Annotated in this window: 21 protein-coding genes; 5 read left to right on the forward strand and 16 right to left on the reverse strand. The window is 72.0% G+C overall.

From position 1 onward, the window contains the following. Window positions 1-109: 109 nt before the first annotated feature. The 13 genes from AC07AZ_RS00005 to AC07AZ_RS00065 all read right to left on the reverse strand — a co-directional run bounded on the left by AC07AZ_RS00005 (window position 110) and on the right by AC07AZ_RS00065 (window position 14,844). Window positions 110-2,284 (reverse strand): galactose-binding domain-containing protein, encoded by a 2,175-nt coding sequence (locus AC07AZ_RS00005; protein ID WP_478842061.1) that lies wholly within the window; start codon window positions 2,282-2,284, stop codon window positions 110-112. A gap of 116 nt (window positions 2,285-2,400) precedes the next feature. Then, the gene (locus AC07AZ_RS00010) at window positions 2,401-3,990 is read right to left on the reverse strand and encodes a glycoside hydrolase family 13 protein (protein WP_478842063.1); all 1,590 of its coding nucleotides are present in this window, start codon (window positions 3,988-3,990) and stop codon (window positions 2,401-2,403) included. Between the two features lie 30 nt (window positions 3,991-4,020). Beyond that, window positions 4,021-4,899 (reverse strand): carbohydrate ABC transporter permease, encoded by an 879-nt coding sequence (locus tag AC07AZ_RS00015; RefSeq protein ID WP_478842065.1) that lies wholly within the window; start codon window positions 4,897-4,899, stop codon window positions 4,021-4,023. Further along, window positions 4,896-5,852: a carbohydrate ABC transporter permease gene (locus tag AC07AZ_RS00020; RefSeq protein WP_478842067.1), complete on the reverse strand. Its 957-nt coding sequence runs from the start codon at window positions 5,850-5,852 to the stop codon at window positions 4,896-4,898. Before AC07AZ_RS00020 ends, AC07AZ_RS00015 begins: the two co-directional genes overlap by 4 nt. Before the next feature lie 6 nt (window positions 5,853-5,858). Then, on the reverse strand, window positions 5,859-7,199 hold the full coding sequence (locus tag AC07AZ_RS00025; protein WP_478842069.1) for an ABC transporter substrate-binding protein: 1,341 nt from the start codon (window positions 7,197-7,199) through the stop codon (window positions 5,859-5,861). A gap of 120 nt (window positions 7,200-7,319) precedes the next feature. After that, window positions 7,320-8,315, reverse strand: a complete 996-nt coding sequence (locus AC07AZ_RS00030; protein ID WP_478842071.1) for a LacI family DNA-binding transcriptional regulator — start codon at window positions 8,313-8,315, stop codon at window positions 7,320-7,322. Window positions 8,316-8,399: 84 nt separating this feature from the next. Beyond that, window positions 8,400-9,071: a GntR family transcriptional regulator gene (locus AC07AZ_RS00035; RefSeq protein ID WP_478842073.1), complete on the reverse strand. Its 672-nt coding sequence runs from the start codon at window positions 9,069-9,071 to the stop codon at window positions 8,400-8,402. A 45-nt stretch (window positions 9,072-9,116) separates the two neighbouring features. Beyond that, on the reverse strand, window positions 9,117-10,118 hold the full coding sequence (locus AC07AZ_RS00040) for a proline racemase family protein (RefSeq protein ID WP_478842075.1): 1,002 nt from the start codon (window positions 10,116-10,118) through the stop codon (window positions 9,117-9,119). Window positions 10,119-10,158: 40 nt separating this feature from the next. Further along, window positions 10,159-11,049: a dihydrodipicolinate synthase family protein gene (locus tag AC07AZ_RS00045; protein ID WP_478842077.1), complete on the reverse strand. Its 891-nt coding sequence runs from the start codon at window positions 11,047-11,049 to the stop codon at window positions 10,159-10,161. Beyond that, the gene (locus AC07AZ_RS00050) at window positions 11,046-12,455 is read right to left on the reverse strand and encodes an FAD-dependent oxidoreductase (protein ID WP_478842079.1); all 1,410 of its coding nucleotides are present in this window, start codon (window positions 12,453-12,455) and stop codon (window positions 11,046-11,048) included. Before AC07AZ_RS00050 ends, AC07AZ_RS00045 begins: the two co-directional genes overlap by 4 nt. Further along, a complete protein-coding gene (locus tag AC07AZ_RS00055) occupies window positions 12,448-12,750 on the reverse strand; it encodes a (2Fe-2S)-binding protein (protein WP_478842080.1) in 303 nt (100 codons plus the stop codon). The genes AC07AZ_RS00050 and AC07AZ_RS00055 overlap by 8 nt, the downstream gene beginning before the upstream one ends. Then, the gene (locus AC07AZ_RS00060) at window positions 12,747-13,898 is read right to left on the reverse strand and encodes an NAD(P)/FAD-dependent oxidoreductase (protein ID WP_478842081.1); all 1,152 of its coding nucleotides are present in this window, start codon (window positions 13,896-13,898) and stop codon (window positions 12,747-12,749) included. Before AC07AZ_RS00060 ends, AC07AZ_RS00055 begins: the two co-directional genes overlap by 4 nt. Before the next feature lie 274 nt (window positions 13,899-14,172). Continuing rightward, window positions 14,173-14,844, reverse strand: a complete 672-nt coding sequence (locus tag AC07AZ_RS00065; protein ID WP_478842082.1) for an MmyB family transcriptional regulator — start codon at window positions 14,842-14,844, stop codon at window positions 14,173-14,175. 228 nt (window positions 14,845-15,072) lie between these two features. Here AC07AZ_RS00065 and AC07AZ_RS00070 point away from each other — a divergent pair, with 228 nt between their 5' ends. Then, the gene (locus tag AC07AZ_RS00070; RefSeq protein WP_478842085.1) at window positions 15,073-15,723 is read left to right on the forward strand and encodes a helix-turn-helix domain-containing protein; all 651 of its coding nucleotides are present in this window, start codon (window positions 15,073-15,075) and stop codon (window positions 15,721-15,723) included. 32 nt (window positions 15,724-15,755) lie between these two features. Continuing rightward, window positions 15,756-16,286, forward strand: a complete 531-nt coding sequence (locus tag AC07AZ_RS00075; protein ID WP_478843379.1) for a toxin-antitoxin system, toxin component — start codon at window positions 15,756-15,758, stop codon at window positions 16,284-16,286. Window positions 16,287-16,342: 56 nt separating this feature from the next. On the opposite strand, the gene AC07AZ_RS00080 is transcribed toward AC07AZ_RS00075, so the two are convergent. Then, window positions 16,343-17,386: an alpha/beta fold hydrolase gene (locus AC07AZ_RS00080; protein ID WP_478842087.1), complete on the reverse strand. Its 1,044-nt coding sequence runs from the start codon at window positions 17,384-17,386 to the stop codon at window positions 16,343-16,345. Between the two features lie 258 nt (window positions 17,387-17,644). On the opposite strand from AC07AZ_RS00080, the gene AC07AZ_RS00085 reads away from it, so the two are divergent. Further along, window positions 17,645-17,878 carry a hypothetical protein gene (locus tag AC07AZ_RS00085; protein WP_478842089.1) on the forward strand — a complete coding sequence of 78 codons (234 nt, stop codon included), beginning with the start codon at window positions 17,645-17,647 and terminating at the stop codon, window positions 17,876-17,878. Window positions 17,879-17,922: 44 nt separating this feature from the next. Here the strand turns inward: AC07AZ_RS00085 and AC07AZ_RS00090 are convergent, their stop codons facing one another. Continuing rightward, window positions 17,923-18,603: a 4'-phosphopantetheinyl transferase family protein gene (locus tag AC07AZ_RS00090; RefSeq protein ID WP_478842091.1), complete on the reverse strand. Its 681-nt coding sequence runs from the start codon at window positions 18,601-18,603 to the stop codon at window positions 17,923-17,925. Continuing rightward, on the reverse strand, window positions 18,600-19,460 hold the full coding sequence (locus AC07AZ_RS00095; protein WP_478843381.1) for a metallophosphoesterase family protein: 861 nt from the start codon (window positions 19,458-19,460) through the stop codon (window positions 18,600-18,602). The genes AC07AZ_RS00090 and AC07AZ_RS00095 overlap by 4 nt, the downstream gene beginning before the upstream one ends. Before the next feature lie 510 nt (window positions 19,461-19,970). Between AC07AZ_RS00095 and AC07AZ_RS00100 the strand changes: the two genes are divergently transcribed. Further along, window positions 19,971-21,122: an ATP-grasp domain-containing protein gene (locus AC07AZ_RS00100; RefSeq protein ID WP_478842093.1), complete on the forward strand. Its 1,152-nt coding sequence runs from the start codon at window positions 19,971-19,973 to the stop codon at window positions 21,120-21,122. Window positions 21,123-21,311: 189 nt separating this feature from the next. Next, window positions 21,312-22,997 carry a carbohydrate binding domain-containing protein gene (locus AC07AZ_RS00105; RefSeq protein ID WP_478842095.1) on the forward strand — a complete coding sequence of 562 codons (1,686 nt, stop codon included), beginning with the start codon at window positions 21,312-21,314 and terminating at the stop codon, window positions 22,995-22,997. Window positions 22,998-23,139 lie beyond the last annotated feature (142 nt).

The following is a 23,139-nucleotide window of genomic DNA, read 5'->3' on the forward strand; positions in this document are numbered from 1 at the left end:
GTACTCGGGTCTTCGGCTGGTGCGGCGAGTGGGGGCACCTCCCACGCCCTTACGGCAGTGGGGGAGCGTGCCGGGCGTCGCGACGGGGCGAACGTTGCCTGTCGCGGCACTAGGACAGATACGCCTCCACCTCACTGAACTGGGCTGCGGGCCAGCCGGTGTTGGCGGTGACGCCGAGCCGCAGGTGGCGCAGGGCACCGCCGGGCAGGGTGACGGTGACCGTGTTACCGGTCGCCGGGTCGAAGCGGTAGTCCTTCGAGGGGACGACCGTGGAGTAGGTTGAACCGTCCGTGCTGCCCTGGACGGACAGTGTCTGGGTGCGGGCCTGCCAGGCGGACGACGGTGGAAGCCTCAGCACCAGCCGGCGCACGGCCTGACTCGAACCGAGGTCGACCGTCCAGGACTGGGGGAAGGCGTTGTTGGCCGACTCCCAGTAGCTGTTCGCGTCACCGTCGGCCGCCTTCCCCGGCGTGTACACGTCCTGCGAGCCGGTCGCCGTGGCCGGACGCCCCTTGACGAGGTTGCGGCCCGGATCGGGGTCCGGGTTGCCCTGACCGGGCTGCGGCCAGGTCGAGCAGTCCGACCAGGTGCTGTTCCAGCCGGAGTTGCCGCCCGTGTCGGTGAGGGTGAACGTGCCGGAGCCGGACGGGTAGGGGCAGTTGTAGACGCCCGCCGCTCCCACACCGGTGGCCTGGACGTTGCCGAACCGCGCCGACCCCTGGGTCTCCGCCTGGACGACGACCGTGCCGGTGTTGCGCACGGTCGCGCCGCTGACGGTGACGTTGCTCGTGGGATGGCCGTGGCCGCCTCCCGACACGAACTCGAAGGCGCTGTAGGGGCTGTCGGTGATCGTCGTACCGGTGATGTTCACGGCGGCGTTGATGGCGCTGTCGTAGGAGTCGACGCGCAGCGCGCCCATCGGGTGGTTCCAGTTGGGGTTCAGCGCGCCGGTACGCACGAGGGTGTTGCCGTCGACGGTGATCGTGCCGGCGAGCGGGGAGAAGGGGTCCAGGAACTTCTGGTTGGAGATCGCGATGCCGCTGCCGAGGGCGTTGGTGTCGGCGACCAGGTTGTCGCGGACGGTGATGTCGGTGCCGCCGTAGATCGCGATGCCGTTCGCGAGGTTGGGCTGGCTGATCGTGTTGTTCTCGAAGCTGCTGCCGGTGTCCGGCGCGTAGAGGGACCACATGGCGAGGGAGTCGTCGCCCTGGTTGCGCAGGAAGTTGCCGCGGACGCGGACCCCGCGCGCGTTGCCGTTGAGGTTGAGGCCGTCGGCGGTGGTGTCGAGGACGCGGTTGTTCTCGACGACCAGGTTGTCGTTGTTGCCGGTAAGCCACAGGCCGACCTTGAGGTGCTGGAGCCACATGCCGGAGACGGTGGAGTTCGGGCCGAGCGACCCGTTGACGAAGTTGTCGGGGCTGGAGTCGACCCGCTCGGTCACCTCGCCGATCACCGCGAAGTCCTTGATGTGGACCGATCCGGCGGAGCTCGACTGGTCGATGAGGCGTGAGCTGTGCACGACCGAGTACCAACTGCCCGCGCCCTGGAGGGTGACGTTCTGGATGCCGTTGAGGGAGGACGTCAGCCGGTAGTCACCCGGCGGGATCCAGACGACTCCGCCCTGCGCGGCGGAGATCGCGTCCCGGAACGCCTGCGTGGAGTCGCCCTGGCCGCCGGGGTCGGCGCCCCTGTCGGTGACCGACACCGCTCCGGCGGGCTTGGTGGCCGGCGCGGCGACCTGTTCGAAGTCGGCCACGTCCACGGTGACCTGGACGCCCGCCGCCTCCACGGCGACCTTGTCCCCGGCCTGGACGTTCCGCCCGAGCAACAGCCTGGTGTTGTCGTAGAAGTGGTGGGTCTTGGCTCCGGCGATCCAACTGGTGTCGACGTAGGAGTACTTCGAGGTGACGGCGAGCGTCTTCGCGAGCTTCTGCCCGTTGACGTACACGTTCAGCGTGCCCGACTGGCCGTCGGGGACGCTGTAGGCGGCGTTCACGGCGTTGGCCGCCCGCGGCACGGTGAACTCCACGCGCTGCCCGGACGCCAGCCGCACGGCCTGACGGCCGGACGCCTCGGAGGCGAGCGTGCCCTGGGTGTAGTCGGGGCCGATCCTGGTGCCGCCCGTGGTGGTGGCGGCCTCCGCCTCGACGGAGGTGAAAGGCAGGGTGGCGCCCGCGGCCGCGTGGGCGGCGGTGGCGGTGGCGGTGGCGGTGGCGGTGAGCAGGCCGGCGGTCAGCGCGACCGCTACGGCCGGGGACAGGGCCGCCGACCTGGTGAATGTCATGATCCTGACAGGCACGTCGGTGGAGCCTTGGGGAGTCCTGGTTCTGCGCATGTGCTGATCCCTTCAGGGGTGGGGGTTGCGGGACAGCGGGACAACCAGCGCCGCGCGCCGCGGTCTCAGACGCGCAGCCAGACCGCGGTGTCCTTGGGCAGCCGGCCGGCGGTGTCCAGGGGACCGCTGCCGAGGAGGATCCGGGCGTGGGCAGGCAGGTCGACGGGAGTGTCGGCGAGGTTCACCACGCAGGTCACGCCCTCCGCGCGGGCGAAGGCCAGGACGCCGTCCGGGGCGGGCAGCCAGGTCAGGGGTGCGCGGCCGAAGGCCGGGCGGAGGCGGATCGCCTCGCGGTAGAGGGTGAGCATGGAGTCGGGAGCGTCCTGCTGCCGGTCGACTGCATACGAAGTCCAGTCGACCGGCTGCGGCAGCCATGGCGCCTCCCGCGAACCGAAGCCCGCGAACGGGGCCCCCGCCGACCAGGGCAGCGGCACCCGGCAGCCGTCGCGGCCGGGATCGGTGCCGCCTGACCGGAAGTACATCGGATCCTGTATGCGGTCGACGGGGATGTCCACCTCGGGCAGGCCGAGTTCCTCGCCCTGGTACACGTAGACGGCACCGGGCAGGGCCAGCGACAGCAGGGCGGCCGCCCGCGCGCGCCGGGTACCGAGGGCCAGGTCGGTCGGCGTGCCGAAGGACTTCGCGGCGAAGTCGAAGCCGGTGTCGTCACGGCCGTAGCGGGTCACCGTACGGGTGACGTCGTGGTTGCACAGCACCCAGGTCGCGGGCGCGCCGACCGGCGCGTGCTCGGCGAGCGTCTCGTCGATCGACCTGCGCAGGCTCGCCGCGTCCCAGGGGCAGGTCATGAAGGAGAAGTTGAAGGCAGTGTGGAGTTCGTCGGGGCGCAGATAGCGGGCGAAGCGCTCGGTGTCGGGGAGCCAGACCTCGCCGACGAAGACGGCGCCGTACTCGTCGGCGATCGCGCGCCAGGCACGGTAGACGGTGTGGAGTTCGTCGCGGTCGACGTACGGGTGCGGGTCGCGGCCCTCGACGAAGTCCGGCAGGCGCGGGTCCTTCACCAGGAGGGCGGCCGAGTCGACGCGGACGCCGGCGACGCCCCGCTCGAACCAGAAGCGCAGGATCTCCTCGTGCTCCCGCCGCACGGCCGGCTCGGCCCAGTTGAGGTCGGGCTGCTCGGGGGCGAAGAGGTGGAGATACCAGTCGCCGTCGCCGACGCGGGTCCAGGCCGGTCCGCCGAACTGCGACTGCCAGTCGTTGGGCGGGAGTTCGCCGTGCCGGCCGCGCCCCGGACGGAAGTGGAACAGTGCCCGCTCGGGGCCGCCGGCGAGGGCCGAGCGGAACCAGGGGTGCTGGTCGGAGACGTGGTTGGGGACGAGGTCGACGATCGTACGGATGCCGAGCTCAGCCGCCTCCGCGACCAGTTTCTCGGCCTCGGCGAGCGTGCCGAAGGCGGGGTCGATCGCACGGTAGTCGGCGACGTCGTAGCCGCCGTCCTTCATCGGGGACCGGTACCAGGGGGTGAACCACAGCGCGTCCACGCCGAGTTCGGCGAGGTACGGAAGCCGGGCGCGGACACCCGACAGGTCGCCGGTGCCGTCTCCGTCGCCGTCGGCGAAACTGCGGACGTACACCTGGTAGATGACGGCGTCGCGCCACCAGTCCTGGTCCGCGCGGGCATGACCGGTCTGTACCACGGTGCCTGCCTTTCTCTGGAGGGGGCGGCGTCAGCCCTTGGTGGCGCCCGCGCTGATCCCGGCGACGATGTGCCGCTGGAAGACCAGGAACATCGCGACCATGGGGATGCTCGCGATCACCATCGCGGCGATGAGCACGGTCAGTTGGATGTTCTGCGACAGCTGGACGAGTGCGACGCTGATCGGCTGCTTGCCGGTGTCGGAGAAGACCATCAGCGGCCACAGGAAGTCCTGCCACACGGCGACCAGGGCGAAGATCGACACGACGCCGAGGACCGGCCGTGACATCGGCAGCACGATCGACCACAGGGTGCGCAGCCTGCCGGCGCCGTCGATCCCGGCGGCCTCCAGCACGTCGCGCGGGAGCTGGTCGAAGAACCGCTTGAGCAGGTACAGGTTGAAGGCGTTCGCGACGGCCGGGAGCCAGATCGCGAGGGGGTCGTTGAGCAGGCTCACGTGGATCAGCGGAAGGTCGGCGACGGTCAGGTACTTCGGTACGACCAGGGCCTGCGCCGGGACCATCAGGGTGGCGAGGATGCCGCCGAGGACGACCCTGCCGAAGGCGGGGCGCAGCTGGGACAGCGCGTAGGCGGCGGCCGTGCACAGGACCAGCTGGAACAGCCAGGCGCCGGCGGCCTGGACCACCGTGTTCCACAGATGGGCCGGGAGCTGCATGAGTTCCCACGCGTCGGTGTAGCCGCTGAGGTGCCACCGCTCGGGGACGAGGGTCGGCGGGGTCCGCTCGATCTCGTCCGGTGACTTCGCCGCGCCGGTCACCATCCAGTACACGGGAAACAGGAAGGCGAGCGCGAAGAGCAGGACGACGCCGGTGAAGACGCTCCAGTAGGCGGCCTTCCCGCGCGGGCGGGCCAGCGCGGCCGGCGAGAGCAGGGTCCTGGTGTCGCTCACGTGTCCTCCCCGGAGCGGGTGAGCCGCAGGTAGGCGGCGGAGAAGACGCCGAGGAGGACCAGGAGCATGACGCTGAGGGCGCAGGCGCCGCCGAAGTCGTTGTAGAGGAAGGCGTACTTGTAGATCAGGTAGAGGACGGTGACCGTGGCGTTCTCCGGGCCGCCACCGGTGATCACGAACGGTTCCGTGAAGACCTGCATGGTCGCGATGATCTGAAGGAGCATCAGCATGAGGATCACGAACCGCGTCTGAGGGATCGTCACATGCCGGACGCGTTGCGGGAGGTTCGCGCCGTCGAGTTCGGCCGCCTCGTACAGCTCGCCCGGGATGGACTGGAGCGCGGCCAGGTAGATGAGGACGGTCCCGCCCATGTTGGCCCAGGTGGCGACGATCACCAGGGAGACCAGGGCGGTGTCGGCGCCGTTGGACCAGTTCGAGGTGGGCAGGTGCAGAAAGCGCAGCGCCTCGTTGGCGAGACCGGCTCCGGGGTCGTAGAACCACTTCCACAGCAGGGCGCTGACCACCGGCGGGATCATCACCGGGAGGTAGACGGCGACCCTGAAGAAGGCTCTGGCGTGCCGGAGTTCGTTGAGCACGAGGGCCAGCACGAACGGGACCGCGAAGCCGATGAGCAGGGCGAGCAGGGTGAAGGTCAGTGTGTTGCGCCAGGCGGCGGAGAACTCCGGATCGTGCAGGACGCGGGTGAAGTTGGCGGTGCCCACCCACTCGGGAGGCGATCCGGGGGTGTACTTCTGGAAGGAGATCACGACCGCGCGGATCGCCGGATACCAGGAGAACAGGGCGAAGCAGACGAGGCCGCCGAGGAGGAAGGCGTAGGCGCTTACCTGGTCGGCGAGGCGGCTCCGCCTCCGGTCCCCTGCCGGGGGCGGCGCCTGTACCGGGTGGACGGTGATCGCCTCGGCGGGCCGCCGCGGCGCGGTGGTCCTGTTCACGGACCCTCAGCTCCGGGCCAGGATGCCGTCGATCTTGCCGGAGGCGTCCTTGAGGAGCCGGTCGATGTCGGCGTCCTTCTTGGTGAGGACGGCGGAGACGGCGCCGTCGAGGACGGAGTAGATCTGCTGGGCGTCCGGCGGCTCGATCTTCATCGTCAGGCTCTGGTTGCCGTCGAGGAAGGCCCGGTAGTTCTCCACGGGGACGTTGGCGTTGGCCTTCTTGACGCGCTGGTCCTCGGCGTCGGCGGCGCCGGTGAACAGGCGGGGTTCGGGCAGGCCGACGGGGGCGTCGGTCTTCCTGGCCCGGGCGTAGTCGCCGAGGAAGCCCCTGCCCGGCCTGAGGAACATGTGGTCGAGCCACTTCAGCGCGGCCCTGATCTGCGCGGGGCTCGCCTTCTTGTTGATCATGTAGCCGTCGCCGCCGATGAGGGTGCCCTGCCCGCCGGGCATCGGGGCGAGGGCGAGGTCCTTGTAGTCGCCGCCCTTCTCCTTGACCAGGATCGGGATGTTGTCGGGGGCGGAGAGGTACATGCCGAGCTTGCCCGAACCCATCATCTGCTGGACGTCGTTGATGACCAGGAGCTGCTTGCTGCCCATGGAGTCGTCGCTCCAGCGCATGTCGTGCAGGTTCTGCAGGACGGCGTGGCCCTCGGGGGTGTCGACGGTGGCCTTCTTGCCGTCGGCGCTCACCACGTCGCCGCCCTGGGAGTACAGCTCGGCGGTGAAGTGCCAGCCGCCCTGGTTCTGGGCGCTGTAGTCGGCGTAGCCGACGGTGCCGTCGCCGAGCGCGGCGATCTTCCTGGCGGCGGCCCGGACTTCGGGCCAGGTGGCCGGGGGCCGGTCGGGGTCGAGGCCGGCCTTCGCGAAGAGGGCTCGGTTGTAGATCAGGCCCATGGAGTATCCGGTACGCGGTATGCCGTACACCTTCCCGTCGACGGTGTAGATGTCCCGCAGCTGCCGCTGGATGGTGCCGTAGCTCCTCAGGTCCTTCAGGTACGGCGTGAGGTCGGCGGCCTGGTGGATGTCGACGACGTGGCGGGCGTCGGTGAAGTACGTGTAGAAGACGTCCTCCATCTGTCCGCCGGCGAGCTTGGCGTCGAAGGTCTTCGGGTCCTGGCAGGGGAACGCGTCGTGGGCGACCACGTCGACGTCCGGGTTCTGTCGTTCGAAGGACGCGATGTCCTGCTCGAAGAACCGCCGGTCGACCTTGGCGCTCCTGGGCGGCATGCAGTTGACCGTGAGGCGGGTCTTGCCGCTCGCCGAGTCGTCGTTCGACCCGCAGGCGGTGAGGGCGAGACAGGAGACGCCGATCACGGCGAGGGTACGGCGGAACCCGGTGCTTCTCATCGGTGGACCCCTCTGGGCAGGAGCGGTGGGCGCCGCACACTCAAGCACCGCCGACAGGGGTCCGCAAGATGTCACGCAGAATTTGAAATTATTGGACAGTAGGTCGGAATGTTCCGGGACTCAGGGGCGCGGGGCTTGCGCCGTCGACCCGCGCACCACCAGCTCCGGCTCGAACAACAGCTCCTCGGCGGGTACGGAACCGCCCCCGACCTGCGCGTTCAGCAACTCCACCGCCGCCCTCCCCATGGCCTCGATGGGCTGGCGGACAGTGGTGAGCGGGGGGTCGGTGCAGTTCATCAGCGCGGAGTCGTCGTAACCGACCACCGAGATCTGTCCCGGCACGTCGAGCCCCTTGCGGCGGGCGGCCCTCACCACCCCGAGCGCCAGCGGGTCGCTGGCGCAGACGAAGCCGGTGACTCCCCGGTCGATCAGCCGGGCGGCGGCCGCGTGACCGCCCTCGATGGAGAACATGGCCCGCGCCACCCGCTCGTCAGGGAGGTCGCCGTACTCTCGCGCGGCGGCCAGTTTCCGCGCCGACGGCACATGGTCGCCGGGGCCGAGCAGCAGCCCGATCCGCTCGTGTCCCAGCGAGGCCAGATGCCGCCACGCCTGCTCCACGGCCACCGCGTCGTCGCAGGACACGCCCGGGAAGCCGAGGTGCGCTATGGAGGCGTTGACCAGGACGACCGGGATGTTGCGGTCGGCGAGCAGCCGGTAGTGGTCGTGCGGCGCGTCGGCCTGGGCGTACAGACCGCCGGCGAAGACGACGCCGGAGACCTGCTGCTGGAGCAGCAGCGTCACGTAGTCCGCCTCGGAGACGCCGCCCTTGGTCTGGGTGCACAGCACCGGGGTCAGGCCCCGCTGGGCGAGCGCCCCGCCGATCACCTCGGCGAACGCCGGGAAGATGGGGTTCTGCAGCTCGGGCAGGACGAGACCGACGAGCCGGGCGCGTTCGCCGCGCAGCTGGGTGGGCCGCTCGTAGCCGAGGACGTCGAGGGCGGACAGCACCGCCTGCCGGGTGGTCTCGGACACCCCCGGCTTGCCGTTGAGCACCCGGCTGACCGTGGCCTCGCTGACCCCGACCTTCTGCGCCACCTCGGCAAGTCGTCGCGTCATGTACGCAAGAATAGCGCAAGAAATGCAAATGGCTTGCGTCATCGGCGTAGGCGATCCGGGGTCGTGGACGGCCGGTGCCGTGGATCAGCGTGCGGCCCACATCCCCCGGACGTGGCCCAGGTGGCGGACCATCACCGCGCGCACCGCGTCGGTGTCCCGGGTCAGCAGCGCGTCGAGGAGTTCGAGGTGCTCCTCGGCGGACGCCTCCAGCCGGCCGGCCTCGACGAGCGCGGTCAGCCCGTACAGGCGGGAGCGGCGTCTCAGGTCACGGACGACCTCGACGAGGTGACCGTTTCCCGCGAGGGCCAGCAGCCCGAGATGGAAGCGCAGGTCGGCCTCGACGTAGGCGATGAGGTGGCCGTCCGCCGCGGAGGTGACGATCTCCCGCGCGAGGGGACGCAGCGCCTCCAGATCGGCCGGGTCCGCGGTGGCGGCGAGTCCGGCCGTCGTCGGGATCTCGATCAGCGAGCGGACGTGGGTGTACTCGTCGAGCTGCGCCTCCGAGACGGCGGTGACCCGGAACCCCTTGTTCGGGACCGTGTCGACCAGTCCCTCCTTCGCGAGATCGAGCATCGCCTCGCGCACCGGTGTCGCGGAGACACCGAAGCGGGCGGCCAGACCGGGCGCCGAGTACACCTCGCCGGGCCGCAGTTCACCGGCGATCAGCGCGGCCCGCAGCGCGTCCGCGACCCGCTCCCGGTAGCTGGGTGCCCTGCCGCCCAGTGCCGGCAGGGCGGGGCTGTGCTGCGGTGCCATCGTGTTCGTCCTTCTCCGGAGGTCATCGGCCATGGTCGACGCGCCCTACAGCACGAACCCGGCCGGGAAGGGGTCGTCGGGGTCCAGCAGGTACTGGGCGGTGCCGGTGATCCAGGCCCGGCCGGTGAAGACGGGCAGCACCGCCGGCCGGCCCGCGACCTCGGTGGTCCCGAGCAGGCGTCCGGTGAACCGGGTGCCGATGAAGGACTCGTTGACGAACTCGGTGTGCAGGGGGAGTTCGCCCCGCGCATGCAGTTGCGCCATGCGCGCACTCGTCCCGGTGCCGCAGGGCGAGCGGTCGAACCAGCCCGGGTGGATCGCCATCGCGTGCCGGGAGTGCCGGGCGTCGGCCCCGGGCGCGTACAGGTGGACGTGGTGGCAGCCGCGGATGGACGGGTCCAGCGGATGGACGGGTTCCTGCTCCGCGTTGACGGCGTCCATCAGCGCGAGCCCGGCCGCCAGGATGTCGTCCTTGCGGGAGCGGTCGAAGGGCAGCCCGAACTGGGCCAGCGGCAGGATGGCGTAGAAGTTGCCGCCGTAGGCGAGGTCGTAGGTCACCGTCCGCCCGTCGGGCAGCGTCGCCTTGCGGTCGAGCCCCACCGAGAACGACGGCACGTTGTGCAGGGTGACCGCCTTCGCCGCGCCGCCCTCCACGGCGACCTCGGCGACGACGACGCCCGCCGGGGTGTCGAGGCGGATGGTGGTGACCGGTTCCACGACCTCGACCATGCCGGTCTCCACCAGGACCGTCGCGACGCCGATGGTGCCGTGTCCGCACATGGGCAGGTAGCCGGAGACCTCGATGTAGAGGACGCCCCAGTCGCAGTCGGGCCGGGTCGGCGGCTGGAGGACCGCGCCGCTCATCGCGGAGTGCCCGCGCGGCTCGTTCATCAGCAACTGCCGTACGTTGTCCCGGTGTTCACGGAAGTACAGCCGCCGTTCGTTCATGGTGGCGCCGGGGACGGTGCCGATCCCGCCGGTGATCACGCGGGTGGGCATGCCCTCGGTGTGCGAGTCGACGGCGTGCAGGACGAGTGTGCTGCGCATGGGGCGGCCTCCCTGTGGTCCGCGCGGTGGATGACGCGGGCTACGCCAAGCCGGCGGCTACGGCCTTCTCGGTGGCGGCCCGGACCGCGGCCTCCTGATCGGGCAGCAGCGGCATACGGGGTGGCCGGACCGGTCCGCCATGCCGTCCGACGACGTCCATGGACAGCTTGATCGCCTGGACGAACTCGACCCGGGAGTCCCAGCGCAGCAGCGGATGCAGCTGCCGGTACAGCTGCTTGGCCGTGCCCAGGTCCCCGTCGACGGCCGCGTGGTACAGCTCGACGCTCGCGGCGGGCAGCGCGTTGGGGTAGCCGGCCACCCAGCCCTTGGCACCGGCGATCGCGAGTTCCAGCAGCACGTCGTCGGCGCCGATCAACAGGTCGAGTTCCGGGACCAGTTCGGCGATGTGGTAGGCGCGCCGGACGTCTCCGGAGAACTCCTTCACCGCCTTGATGTGGCCCTCGCCGTGGAGCTTCGCGAGGAGTTCCGGCACCAGGTCGACCTTGGTGTCGATCGGGTTGTTGTACGCCACGACCGGCAGGCCCGCCCGCGCCACCTCCGCGTAGTGGGCGAGCACCGAACGCTCGTCCGCACGGTAGGCGTTGGGCGGCAGCAGCATCACCGCGCGGCAGCCGGCGTCGCGGGCCTGCTCGGCCCAGCGGCGGCTCTCGGCCGAGCCGTAGGCGGCGACACCGGGCAGGACGCGCTGTCCGCCGACGGCGGAGACCGCCGTCGTGACGACCCTGGCGCGTTCCTCTGCGGTGAGCACCTGGTACTCGCCGAGCGAGCCGTTGGGGACGACGCCGTCGCACCCGTTGTCGACCAGCCAGGCGCAGTGCTCGGCGTACCTGTCGTAGTTCACGGAGAGGTCGTCGTTCAGGGGCAGGGCGGTGGCGACGAGGACGCCGTGCCAGGGACGATGGTCGGTCATGAGGGTCCTTCCTCGGTGGTGGGTGCGGGTTCCCGCGCGAGGACGCCGAGCGGCACGGGCCGGGCGAACGGCCTCCTGTCCGGCAGCGGTCGGCAGCCGGCGAGGCCGGCGACGGCCGGTGCGCACATGCGGCCCTGGCACCAGCCCATCCCGGCCCGGGTCAGGAGTTTCACGGTGCGCAGGTCGCCGGCCCCGAGCTCCTCGACGGCCTCGCGGACGGCCCCGCCGGTGACCTCCTCGCAGCGGCACACGACGGTGTCGTCGGTGATCCGCTCGGTCCAGCGGGCGGGCGGCGCGTACACGGTGTCGAGGGTGGCGGCGAAGGCGCGCAGCCGGGTGCGGGCCCTCGCCGCGGCGGCCCACACGCGCGGGTCCGGTTCGGCGCCGCACAGCCGGGCGGCGGCGGAGCGTCCGGCGATGTGGCCCTCGGCCAGCGCGAGGGCGGCGCCGCCGATCCCGGTGCTCTCACCGGCGGCCCACACGCCGGGCACGTCGGTGCGCTGTTCGCCGTCGACGCCGACGTGTGCCCCCTCCAGCCGGCAGCCGAGGCTCCCGGCGAGGTCGGTGTGCGGGAGCATGCCGTGGCCGACGGCGAGCGTGTCGCACGGGACGCGGCGCCGCGTGTCCGGCCGGACACGCCCGTCACGGTCGAGCGCGGCGACCGTCACCGCCTCCAGCCGGGTGGTGCCGTGTGCCTCGACGACGGTGTGTCCGAGGAGGGTGCGGACGCGGTGCCGGGCCAGCCGGAGGGCGTACCCGGCCCCTTCGGCGGCCTTGTCCGGGCGGGCCGACAGCGCGGCGGCCCGACGGAGGAACGCCCGGGGCCCGGCGGACTCGACGAGTGCGGCGATCTCGACCCCGGCGGCGGCGAGTCCGGTCGCCACGGGCAGCAGCAGCGGGCCGGTCCCGGCGACCACGGCGGTACGTCCGGAGACCGCGAGGGTGCCCTTGAGCATGGCCTGGGCGCCGCCCGCGGTGACGACACCGGGGAGGGTCCAGCCGGGAAACGGCAGCACCTTCTCGTAGCCCCCGGTGGCCAGGAGGACGGCGTCGGCCCGCACGCCGACGGAGTCCTCCTGCTCGGGGCCGAGCAGTGCGTGCACGGTGAAGTCCGCGCCGTGCGGCTCGACATGCCAGACGTGATGGTCCGTCAGCTGTCGGACCGATCCCGTCCGTTCGTGGGACCGGAGGGCGTCCCGGAGGCGGTCCCCGGTGCGCCGGTCGCGGTGCGGGGCCTCGGGGCGGCGGGCGCGCAGTGCGGCGGCGGGCTGCCGGTAGAACTGTCCGCCCGCCTCGACGGCCGAGTCGATCAGGGTGACGCGGACGCCGTGGGCGGCGGCGGCCACGGTCGCGGCGAGACCCGCCGGGCCGGCGCCGATCACCGCGAGGTGCGGTCGTTCAGTCACCGTGACCCGTCCCCTCCTGGGTGCGGATCGCGTCACCCGGGCGCAGCGGCACCAGACAAGCACGTTGGTTGGGGCGGTCGTTGACGGTCAGCAGACAGTCGAAGCAGACGCCGATCCCGCAGAGGACGCCGCGCGGACGGCCCTCGCGGCGGGTGGTGCGCCAGGCGGTGACACCCGCCGTCCAGAGCGCGGCCGCCACCGTCTGGCCGGGCAGCGCCTCGATGTCCCGGCCGTCCAGGGTGACCGTGAAGGGCGACCCCGGGGCGGCCCCGGTCAGGTCGAGGGGGTCCGTCACGCCGCCTCCTCGGTGAACCGGTCGGGCCGGAACGCCTTCAGGTCCAGGTCGGGTCGCGTCCCGGCGAGCAGCTGCGCGATCAGGTGCCCGGTGCCGGTGGCGAGTCCGATGCCGGCGCCCTCGTGCCCGCAGGCGTGCAGCAGTCCGGGGACGCGGGGGTCGGCTCCGACGGCCGGGAGGTGGTCGGGCAGGTAGGGGCGGAAGCCGAGGTAGGCGCGGAGGGCGCGGACCTCCGCCAGGAAGGGGAACAGGCGGGTCGCGCCCGCCGCCAGGGCCCGCACGGCGGGCACGGAGAACGACCGGTCGAAGCCGACCCGTTCGCGGCTCGCGCCGATCAGGACGGGGCCGGCGGCCGTGCCCTCGACGACCGGTGAGGTCTGGAGGGCGGCCGAGTCGCTGGCCACGTCGGCGACGTACTCGGCGGCGTACACCTTGTGGTGGATCCTTCGCGGCAGCGGTTCGGTGACCAGGACGAAGCCGCGGCGCGGGAGGACGGGCAGGGTGGTGCCCGCGAGCGCCGCGATCTCGGCGCCCCAGGTGCCGGCCGCGTTGACGACGGCCGGGGTGTGGAGGTCGCCGCGGTCGGTGCGGACCGCGCGCACCGTCCCGTCCGGTGTCCGCAGTACGTCCGTCACGGTGCGGCCGGTGAAGAGGCGGGCGCCGGAGGCCCGCAGCAGATGGGCGGCGGCGAGCGCGGGCATGACCTGCCCGTCCTGCGGATAGCGCACGGCACCGGGCAGGCCGGGGGCGAGCCGGGGTTCGAGGCCGTGCAGGGCGTCGGCGTCGACCGGTTCCGCGACCACTCCGGCGGCGCGCTGGCCGTCCGCGAAACGCTCCAGGGCGGTGAGCGATCCGGGCGAGGTGGCCACCACCAGGCCGCCCTTGGCCTCGTACTCGACGGCGGGCCCGAAGTCCCGCGCGAGTGCGCCCCACAGCCGGGCCGAGAGGAGCGCGAGGTCCAGTTCCGGGCCGGGTTCCTTGTCGGAGACGAGGAGGTTGCCCTCCCCCGCGCCGGTCGTGCCGCCGGCCACCGGGCCGCGGTCCACCACGACGACGTCCAGGCCGGCGCGGGCCGCGTAGAAGGCGCAGGCGGCGCCGACCATGCCGGCCCCGACCACCACGACATCGCAGGTCAGAGACTGACTCACGGCAGTACTATGTCACATACCCCGACTCGTGAACATGGTGCGCGGACGCCCGGACGGGGGGGCGGGTCCGCCCGGTGAGTCGCTGGCCGGTGGAAAGCGGACGGCCTGGACGGGGGTCGGGTCCGCCCGGTGAATGGCGGGACCGTGGAAAGCGGAGCCGGGATCGGTCGCCCACGCCGAGGATCGGCGCTGCCCCGGACCGCCGGAACAGAGGGGAACGGCTCCGGCGCCGTCGGCGACCTGAACGCCGACGGTGCCGGAAGCGCCGGGGCCGTTACGCGTCCGGCGAAGGTACGACGCTCAGATGGCCGGCGGCGCGTCGGGCGCGGCCGGGCCGGCGCGGGGCGGGGGACGGCCGGCGGGCCGACCGCAGGATCAGAGTCAGCCTCGTGTAGCCCATCTCGCCCAGGGTGCGGGGGGTCTCGTCGACCACCCGGCAGTCGGTGGCGCCCCAGCGCGGGTCGGGGTGCAGCACCGGGCGGACCGCGCCGTCCAGTTCCGCCGCCCGCTCGCCGACCGCGCGGATCCAGTGCGGAAGGCCCTGGCGGTAGGCGGCCTCCATGATCGGGTCCTGGGCGATGTCCCGGCGGATCGACTGGAGTCCGTGGTCGCCGGCGTTGCGCTCCACGGCGGCCGCGAAGTGGGCCAGCATCGGCAGACACCAGCGCGACTCGTGCTCGCCGAGCACGGAGCCGGCCTCGGGATGGAAGAGGACGAACCTGAGGAAGTTGTCGCCCGGCATGGCCGTCGGGTGCGGGCCCACGCCTCCGAAAAGTGACTCGAAAGCGGTGTTGGTCACCACCACGTCCCAGCGGTGGTCGAGCACCACGGACGGAAAGGGGACCGCCGCCAGGAGGGTGGTGTAGTCCTGGAGGTAGGCCTGGGCCTCGGGAGTGTCGGGGACGGGCCGCGGTGCGGACCGCTGCCCTCCTGCCTGATGCGCCATCGGGAGGTCACCCCTCTTGCCTATGCGGCCTTCACGCGGCGCCCTGATCCTGCTGCCCCGACGCGATCGGTGTCAACTATCGTGGCATTTCATGCCTGTTGACGGCTGAAATTGGCCACAGTTGTGGCGAGACCTGGATGTGAGTTCGAACGACCCGCTACTCTCCGGGAAGTTCACGGCAACTGCGTGTGTTGTGAGAAGCCTGTGAGAGACGTAGGAGATCTGTCGGTGTCGGATGGCTTCGAGGGTCCGGGCAACGCGGCGTCGGCTGTGCTGCCGGGCGTCGTCGCCCGTGTCGCCGCACTCGCCGACCGGCTCGGAGTACCGCAGGCAGAGATCTTCGACATCGGCCGGCTGTCCGTCGCCTCCGGCGTCCCGGACCCCGTCGTCAAGGCCCTGCTGAGCGGCCGCCCCGCCGGCGAACCCGATGTGCAGGCCCGCTTCCTCCAGCGCCTGGACCTGCTGCGCCGCACCCGGCTCAAGCCCAACCGGCGCAGGTACACGCAACAGGAGATAGCCGACGGCGCGGGCATGTCCCGGCAGCAGGCCGGCGCCCTCATCAACGGCGACCGGCGCCCCACCATGGAGCACTGCGACGCCATCCAGCGCTTCTTCCGCGTACACGCCGGGTTCCTCACGGCCGAGGACCCCGAGGCGCTGGCCGGGGCCCTCCAGCGCACCGAGCAGGAGTTGCTGCAGAAGCTCGCCGAGCGCGAGGCGGCCCAGCCCGCCGAGGACCCGCTGGAGCGGCTGTTGCAGGACCACGGCGTCCGCGGGATCGCCTGGCGGGCCGCACAGCTGCCCACCGACCAGCACCGCGACAAGGTCGCGGAGTGGCTGGACATGCTCTTGGAGAGCGTCAAGCGGCCAGAGTCGTGATCCGGGAGAGAACTGTGGGCATCGGCAAGGAAATGCGCCGCCTGTGCGGCGAGCTGGTAGCGGAGCTGACCCTGCCCGCGCCGGCCCCGCCCGCCGACCTGTACGGCGCGCTGTGCGCCGCGATGAGCAGACGCCGAGGCCGCCCCGTCCGCTTCCGTACGGCCGCCTTCCCGGCCGGGACCGCCAGCGGACTGTGGCTCGACATGGCCGACCAGGACCTCGTGGTGATCGAGGAACGCACCGCGCCCGACCACCAGTTGGTGATCCTCGGTCACGAGCTGTGGCACATGAAGGCCGGGCACTGCGGTCACCACGTCGCCGGGGCCGCGGTCGCCGCGCGCTTACTGGACGACGAGGCGGACCTGCAGGCGACCGTCCTCAGGGTCGCCGCACGCAGCCGCTTCGACCTCGCCGACGAGCGGGAGGCCGAGAGCTTCGGTCTCCTGCTCGCCAGCAAGTGCCGTACCTGGCTTGCCGGTTCCTCCCAGCGCGGCCCGGTCCAGCGCGACCACCTGGCGGGGCGCATCGAGGCGTCGCTGGGGTACCTGGGCCCGAAGGGCTGAGCGGCAGCGGACAGGCTCTCCTTCTCTTCCGCCACCTCGCCTGCCCTCACCTTCCCTCAGGTGGCGCTGCGTTCGCTCGCCTCCCGCAGACCACGCTCCGTCGGACGCCTGGTCCCCGCGCCCGAGCGGTCCGCCGGATCGCCGGGGCGGCCGTCGCGCAGGAGGTCGCGCCAGTGCTCGCGGCTCCAGTCGGCCGGCGCGGTCGTGCCGGTGAACTCCTCGACCAGCGCGACGAAACGGGCCGGGTCGCTGTGGAACGGGAAGTGGCCCGCGCCCTCGAAGATCTCCAGGCGGCTGCCCGGCATCGCGTCGCGCGCGCCGTACGCGTGCCGCACCGGCACCACGGAGTCCCGGTCGCCCCACAGCAGCATGGTCGGCATGCCCTCGGTGAGATAACAGCGGTCCAGCATCGTCACGACCTGACCGCGCCAGTCGACGACCGCGCGCAGGGTGCGGATGAACGCGTTGCGGGAGGTCTCGTCGGGCAGCGCGTCCACCAGGGTGAGCAACTCCGGGGCGTCCTGGCCGAGGTCGGTGTCCAGGAGCCTCAGCAGGCGCGCCACGAGCCCCACCTGGAACCGCATGCCCGGCAACCGCAGCGCGGACAGCATCAGATGGGCGCCGGGCAGCGACACCAGCCGCAGGACGGGGTTGACCTCCCGGCCCACACCGCCCGCGCTGACCAGGATGAGCCGCTCGGTGCGCTCGGGGAACTGGTAGGCGAACTGCATGGCCACGCCCCCGCCCAGCGAGTGCCCCACGAGAGTCGCCGACTCGATGCCGAGGGTGGTGAGCAGGTCGCGGACCCCGTTCGCGTACGCGGCCACGGAGTAGTCCGCGCGCGGCTTGCCGGAGGCGCCGTGGCCGAGCAGGTCGGGGGCGATCACGGTGTGGGTGCGGGCGAGGTCCGGGATCAACTCGGCCCAGGTGGCGGAGGAGTCGCCGATGCCGTGGATCAGCACGAGTGCGGGGCCGTGCCCGGCGATGCGGTAGGCGCGGCGGTAGCCGTGCACCACGCGGTGGCGCAGCTCGGTCTCGGTGCCGTACACCGGGCGCAGCCGTACGGTGTGCGCCGGGTGCCGGCGTGGGGCGTCGACCACGTGCTTCGCCTCCCGTTCCGTGGCCGCCAAAGCGGCCGAAAGCCCTTCACTCCAGCGTAGGGCCCCTGTCGGACGGCGGATTTCGGTGAGGTTTCACCTCCGCTAAGCGCCCGGAACGACGCGCGGGTCCCCTGGTCGGCGGACGTCGGACCGGATTGTCAGTGGTGGGCGGCAAGCTGGAGGTGCGCCACCGCTGTGCGGCGGCGTGCGCGCCGCCGGGCGCGTGACCGACGACGCCGACGCGGGGAGAGCCGACCGATGCAGACCGCCGTACTGACCGACCGCGAGCGCACCGCCGTCCAGGCCTATCTGCGGCTGCTGCACACGGTGCGCGCCGCCTTCGACGTGGACGGCCCCCCGGACGGCAGCCGACCACCCGTCGTCCCCCCGACGGTCCTGGCCGAGGCGGAACGCGCCCTGGCCGACGCGGGGCTGACCGGCAATGAGGAGGAGTTCTTCCGCCTCCTCCAGGCGTGCTGCCCCGAGGGCTGACGGGGCGGCGCCGCGACGGCCGGGCCGGGCGGCGGCCGCCGCGCTCAGTGGTGGGGCACCGCGACGGCCGTGGCCACCAGGCCGTGCCGTACGGTCCAGCGGCCGTCGAAGCAGCCGAGCCGCCGGCCGCCCACGAGCGGGCCGGGTACGAGGAGTTCGGCGCGGAACGTGCCGCCGGGCCGTTCGCCGGGGGTCACGGAGATCTCGATGTCGGCCTCCGTGAACTCCAGCCACAGCCCGGTCAGGGGGAACCACGCCTTGTAGACGGACTCCTTGGCACTGAACAGGAGCCGGTCGAAGTGGACGTGCGGATGCCGGCGGACGAGGCGGCGCAGCCGTGCCTCCTCAGCGGGCAGGGACACCGTGGGCAGCACGCCCTCGGGCAGCGGCAGATGGGGTTCGGCGTCGATGCCGAGCCCCGCGAGGTCGGCGGCCCGGACCAGGGCGGCGGCGCGGTAGCCGTCGCAGTGGGTCATGCTGCCGGCCAGGCCGGCCGGCCAGCGCGGGGCACCGCGTTCGCCGGGCAGCACGGGCTGCGGCGGCACGCCGAGCTTCTCCATCGCCTGACGGGCACACGCGCGTACGGCCGCGAACTCACGGCGGCGCTTGGGCACCGCCTGGGCGACGACGGCCGCCTCCTGCGGGTACAGAAAGGCTTCCCGGGAACCGTCGTCACCGTGGGCCTCCACGGTCACCACCGGGTCCGGCAGCAGTTCGTGGATCATGCGTCCGGGTCCTCGCTCGGCAGGATGCGGCGCAGCCGTCCCGGTGGCTGCGGGCGCTTGCGCCACTCGCGGGGGTATCCCACCGACACCTCCTCGAAGCGGACGCCCTCGTGCCAGGTGGTGCGCGGGATGTGGAGATGGCCGTACACCATCGTCTCGACGCGGAAGCGGCGGTGCCAGTCGGCGGTCTGCCGGGTGCCGCACCACATGGCGAACTCGGGATACCACAGGACGTCCGTCGGATGCCGGTCCAGCGGGTAGTGGTTGACGAGGACCGTGGGCAGGTCGCCGGGCAGCTCGGCGAGCCGGTCGGCGGTCGCCTCGACCCGGGCCCGGCACCAGGCCTCCCTGGTCGGGTAGGGGTCGGGGTGCAGCAGGTACTCGTCGTTGCAGACGACGCCCGTCCTGTGCGCGTACGCCAGCCCCTCCTCCTTGGTGGCGCAGCCGGCCGGCAGGAAGGAGTAGTCGTACAGGAGGAACAGCGGTGCTACGGCGACCGGGCCGCCGGGGCCGTCCCAGACCGGGTAGGGATCCTCGGGCGTGGTCACGCCGAGCTCGCGGCACAGCGCGACGAGGTGCTCGTAGCGGGCCAGGCCGCGCAGGGTGACGGGGTCCTTCGGATGGGTCCACAGCTCGTGGTTGCCGGGAACCCACAGCACCTTGCGGAAACGCCCCGCGAGCGTGTCCAGGGCCCAGCGGATGTCCGCCACGGTCTCCGCCACGTCACCGGCCACCAGCAGCCAGTCGTCGTCGGTGCCGGGGCGCATCTTCTCGACCAGGGCGCGGTTCTCCTCGTACCCGATGTGCAGGTCGCTGATGGCCAGCAGCTGTCCGGCACCACCGGCCGTCGACGTCACCTTCGCCCCCTCCGCGCGCACGAATGGGACCACGACAACACATCCGCGATGCTTGTACAAGGCGGCTCCCCGCCACCCGCGCGCGCACCGCCGCGCCCCTGCCCGGACCCGCCAGGCCGGAGGGACCGGACCGGTGACCGCCCTGAGAACCGGCCGGGGGCAGCCGTGCGGACCGGCCGGGGCAAGGGTGCGGACCGGCCGGGGAACGGCGGTGCGGACCGGCCCGGGAAAAGTCGTACGACCGACCGGGGCAGTCGTACGACCGGCCCGTGGACGGCGGTGCGGGCCGCCTGGATGATCACTACCGCGACACGGACGCCGGCCGGGGCTGGACATGATCGGGAAATCCGTAACACGCACGTTGCACGGGGCACCCCCGGGAAGCCGTATGATCGCCCCAACACCTCCGCCACGCATGCCCCTCGCACGGGGCGGTTCGGTGTCCCTCCACACAACCTGGCCGGGCACGGCCTGCTTCGCCGTGCCCGCGAACCTGAAGGGACGGCCTGAATGGTCTCTCGCGTACGCGTCTGGCTCAACCGCACGTACGCGGAGAACGTGTTCTTCATGGATCAGCTGCGGAGGAATCCCAGCGACCGGGCCGTCGAGATCCATGCCACGCACGGCGACGCGGACTCCCCCGTGCTGGCCGCCGCGGACACCGCCGACCTGGAGCCGGAGGGCCTGTCCCCGGCCGCGTACGTGGAGTACGCGCTGGACCAGTGCACCCGGCGCGGCATCGACGTGTTCGTGCCCCGGCTGCACCAGACGGCGATCGTGGCGCACCGCGCCGACTTCGCGGCGGCCGGCACGGCGCTGCTCGCGCCGCCGCCGGAGGCCGTGGCCGTCTTCCACGACAAGATCGTCGCCTACGAGGCCGTCAAGGCCATCGGCGGGCCCGTACCGCCCTGGTGGCGGGTGCGCACCGCCGACGAACTCGTGGCCGCCGTCGAGGAGTTGGAGGCGGACGGGCACAAGGCGTGCTTCAAGCCCGCGTCCGGCGCGGGCGGGGTGGGCTTCCGGATCATCACGCGTGCCCCGATCTCGCTCGCGCACTTCAACGGCTTCCCCGGTCCCTACGTCCCGCTGGACGTGGTCGTGGAGGCGCTGCGGCAGGCCGAGGAGCAGGTGGACTGGCTGGTGATGCCGCGGCTGGAGCAGCCGGAGGTGTCGGTGGACTGCCTCACCGGCCCCGACAACCGTGTCCGGCTGGCCGTGGGCCGTACGAAGAACGGCCGGCGCCGCGGGTTCACCCTGCACGAGCAGTGGCTGGAGCCGGCGCGGCGGATCGCGGAGGGTTTCGGGCTGCACTACCTGTCGAACATCCAGTTCCGGATGTTCGGCGAGACGCCCGTCCTGATGGACGTCAACACCCGCCCGGCCGGCGGTCTGCACCAGCTCGCGCTGTGCGGCATCAACGCCCCGTGGGCTGCGGTGCAGCTGGCGCTCGGTGACGATCCGGGCGAGATCACTCCGCCGTTCCTCGGCCAGGACTACACGGTGGTGTCCGGTGCCCGCCCGCTGCGGCCGGTGTCCGTCCCGCACCAGCGGCTGGACGAGTCGGAGCCCCTGCTGCCGGCCGTGCCGGCGCCTTCGCCCGCGGCCGCCGAACCGGCTCCGGTCGACTCCGTCGCCAAGACCGCGCAGGCTCTGCCCTTCTAGTGCCGCGACCGCGGGTCGCACGCGGCTGCTCGCACAGTTCCCCGCGCCCCTCCGGGGGCGCTTGCACTCACCGGTATGGACCAATTCGACGTCAACCCTTGACACCCGGATTGGTCCATACCAACTTGGTTGCGCATCGTTCTGCACTTCCCTGCACTCCCGAACACCCCCATTCTTCAGGGAGACCGCGTGCGCAACCCACTCAGACGTCCCGGACGTCGGCTTCTGGCCCTCCTCGGCTCCACCGCTCTCGCCCTCGCCGGAGCCATCGCCCTGCCCGGCACCGCCCAGGCGGCCAACGTGCTGCCCAACCCCGGCTTCGAGTCCGGGAGCCTCTCCCCCTGGTCCTGCACCGGCAACCTCGGCTCGATCGTCTCCTCACCCGTGCACGGCGGCTCCAAAGCCCTCGCGGGAGCGGTGAGTTCGAGCGACAACGCCCAGTGCGGCCAGACCGTCTCCGTGCAGCCGAACACGGCGTACAAGCTCACGGGCTGGGTGCGCGGCAGCTATGTCTACCTCGGTGTCGACGGCGGCGCCTCCACGTGGACGACCTCCCCCAGCGCCTACAGCCAGTTGAGCGTGTCCTTCACCACCGGCGCCTCCCAGACCAGCGCCACCGTCTACGTCCACGGCTGGTACGCGCAGGGCACCTACTACGCCGACGACATCAGCCTCGACGGCCCCGGCGGCGGGGGCGGCTCGGACAACCAGGCACCGACGGCCCCCGCGAGCCTCAGGTCCACCGCGAAGACCTCCTCCAGCGTGTCGCTCGCCTGGAACGCCTCCACCGACAACGTCTCAGTCACCGCGTACGACGTCTACAGCGGCTCGAACCGGGTGCTGAGCGTCTCCGGTACGACCGCCACGGTCAGCGGACTGTCGTCGAGCACCGCCTACTCCTTCACCGTGAAGGCGCGGGACGCCGCCGGGAACACGTCGGCCGCCTCCAACTCCGTGAGCGTCACCACGGACGCGGGCACCGGTGGCGGCACCGGCTTCAGGCAGGCCGCGCCGTACCTGTACCTCGGCTGGGGTGACCCGCCGAGCGCGAGCTCGGTGATGAGCTCGACCGGGATCAAGTGGTTCACGATGGCGTTCATGCTGGACGCGGGCGGCTGCAACCCGGCCTGGGACGGTGCCCGTCCCCTCACCGGCGGCACCGACCAGAGCGTCATCAACCAGATCCGCTCCGCGGGCGGCGACGTCGTGCCCTCGTTCGGCGGCTGGCAGGGCAGCAAGCTCGGCGCCAACTGCTCCTCGGCGAGCGCGCTCGCCGGGGCCCTGCAGAAGGTGATCGACGCCTACGGCCTGAAGGCCGTCGACATGGACATCGAGAACACCGACGAGTTCGAGAACGCCACCGTCCAGGACCGCATCCTGACCGCCCTGAAGACGGTCAAGGCCAACAACCCCGGCCTGCGGACGATCGTCACCTTCGGCACCACCACGACCGGCCCCAGCTACTGGGGCAACCGCCTCATCGAGCAGGCCCGGGCGCTGAACGCCGGCATCGACGTCTTCACGATCATGCCGTTCGACTTCGGCGGCGGCTCCGACATGTACGGCAACACCGTGAACGCGGCGGAGGGGCTGAAGACCAAGCTGAAGTCGGCCTTCGGCTGGGACGACGCGACCGCCTACGCGCACATCGGCATCTCCGGCATGAACGGCCTGTCCGACCAGCAGGAGAACACCACTCCGGCGATCTGGACCCAGATCCGCGACTGGTCCAACAGCCACCACATCGCCCGCCTCGCCTACTGGGCGGTCAACCGTGACCGGCCGTGCGCGGGCGGCGGAGTGGTGAGCAACTGCTCCGGCATCAACCAGAACACCTGGCAGTTCACGTCGATCACGGCCGGCTTCACCGGCTGAACCCGAACCGGCGGCGCGGGGGGGGGGGGGGGGGGGGAACGGGGGACCCACCCCCCCCCCCCGCCGGTCTCGGTCTTCCACCCCGCACCCAACCTTGGGCAAGTCCCCCCCCCCCTCCCCATCGACCCTTGCGACAGCTGGG

Source organism: Streptomyces sp. NPDC043878 (assembly GCF_056435735.1).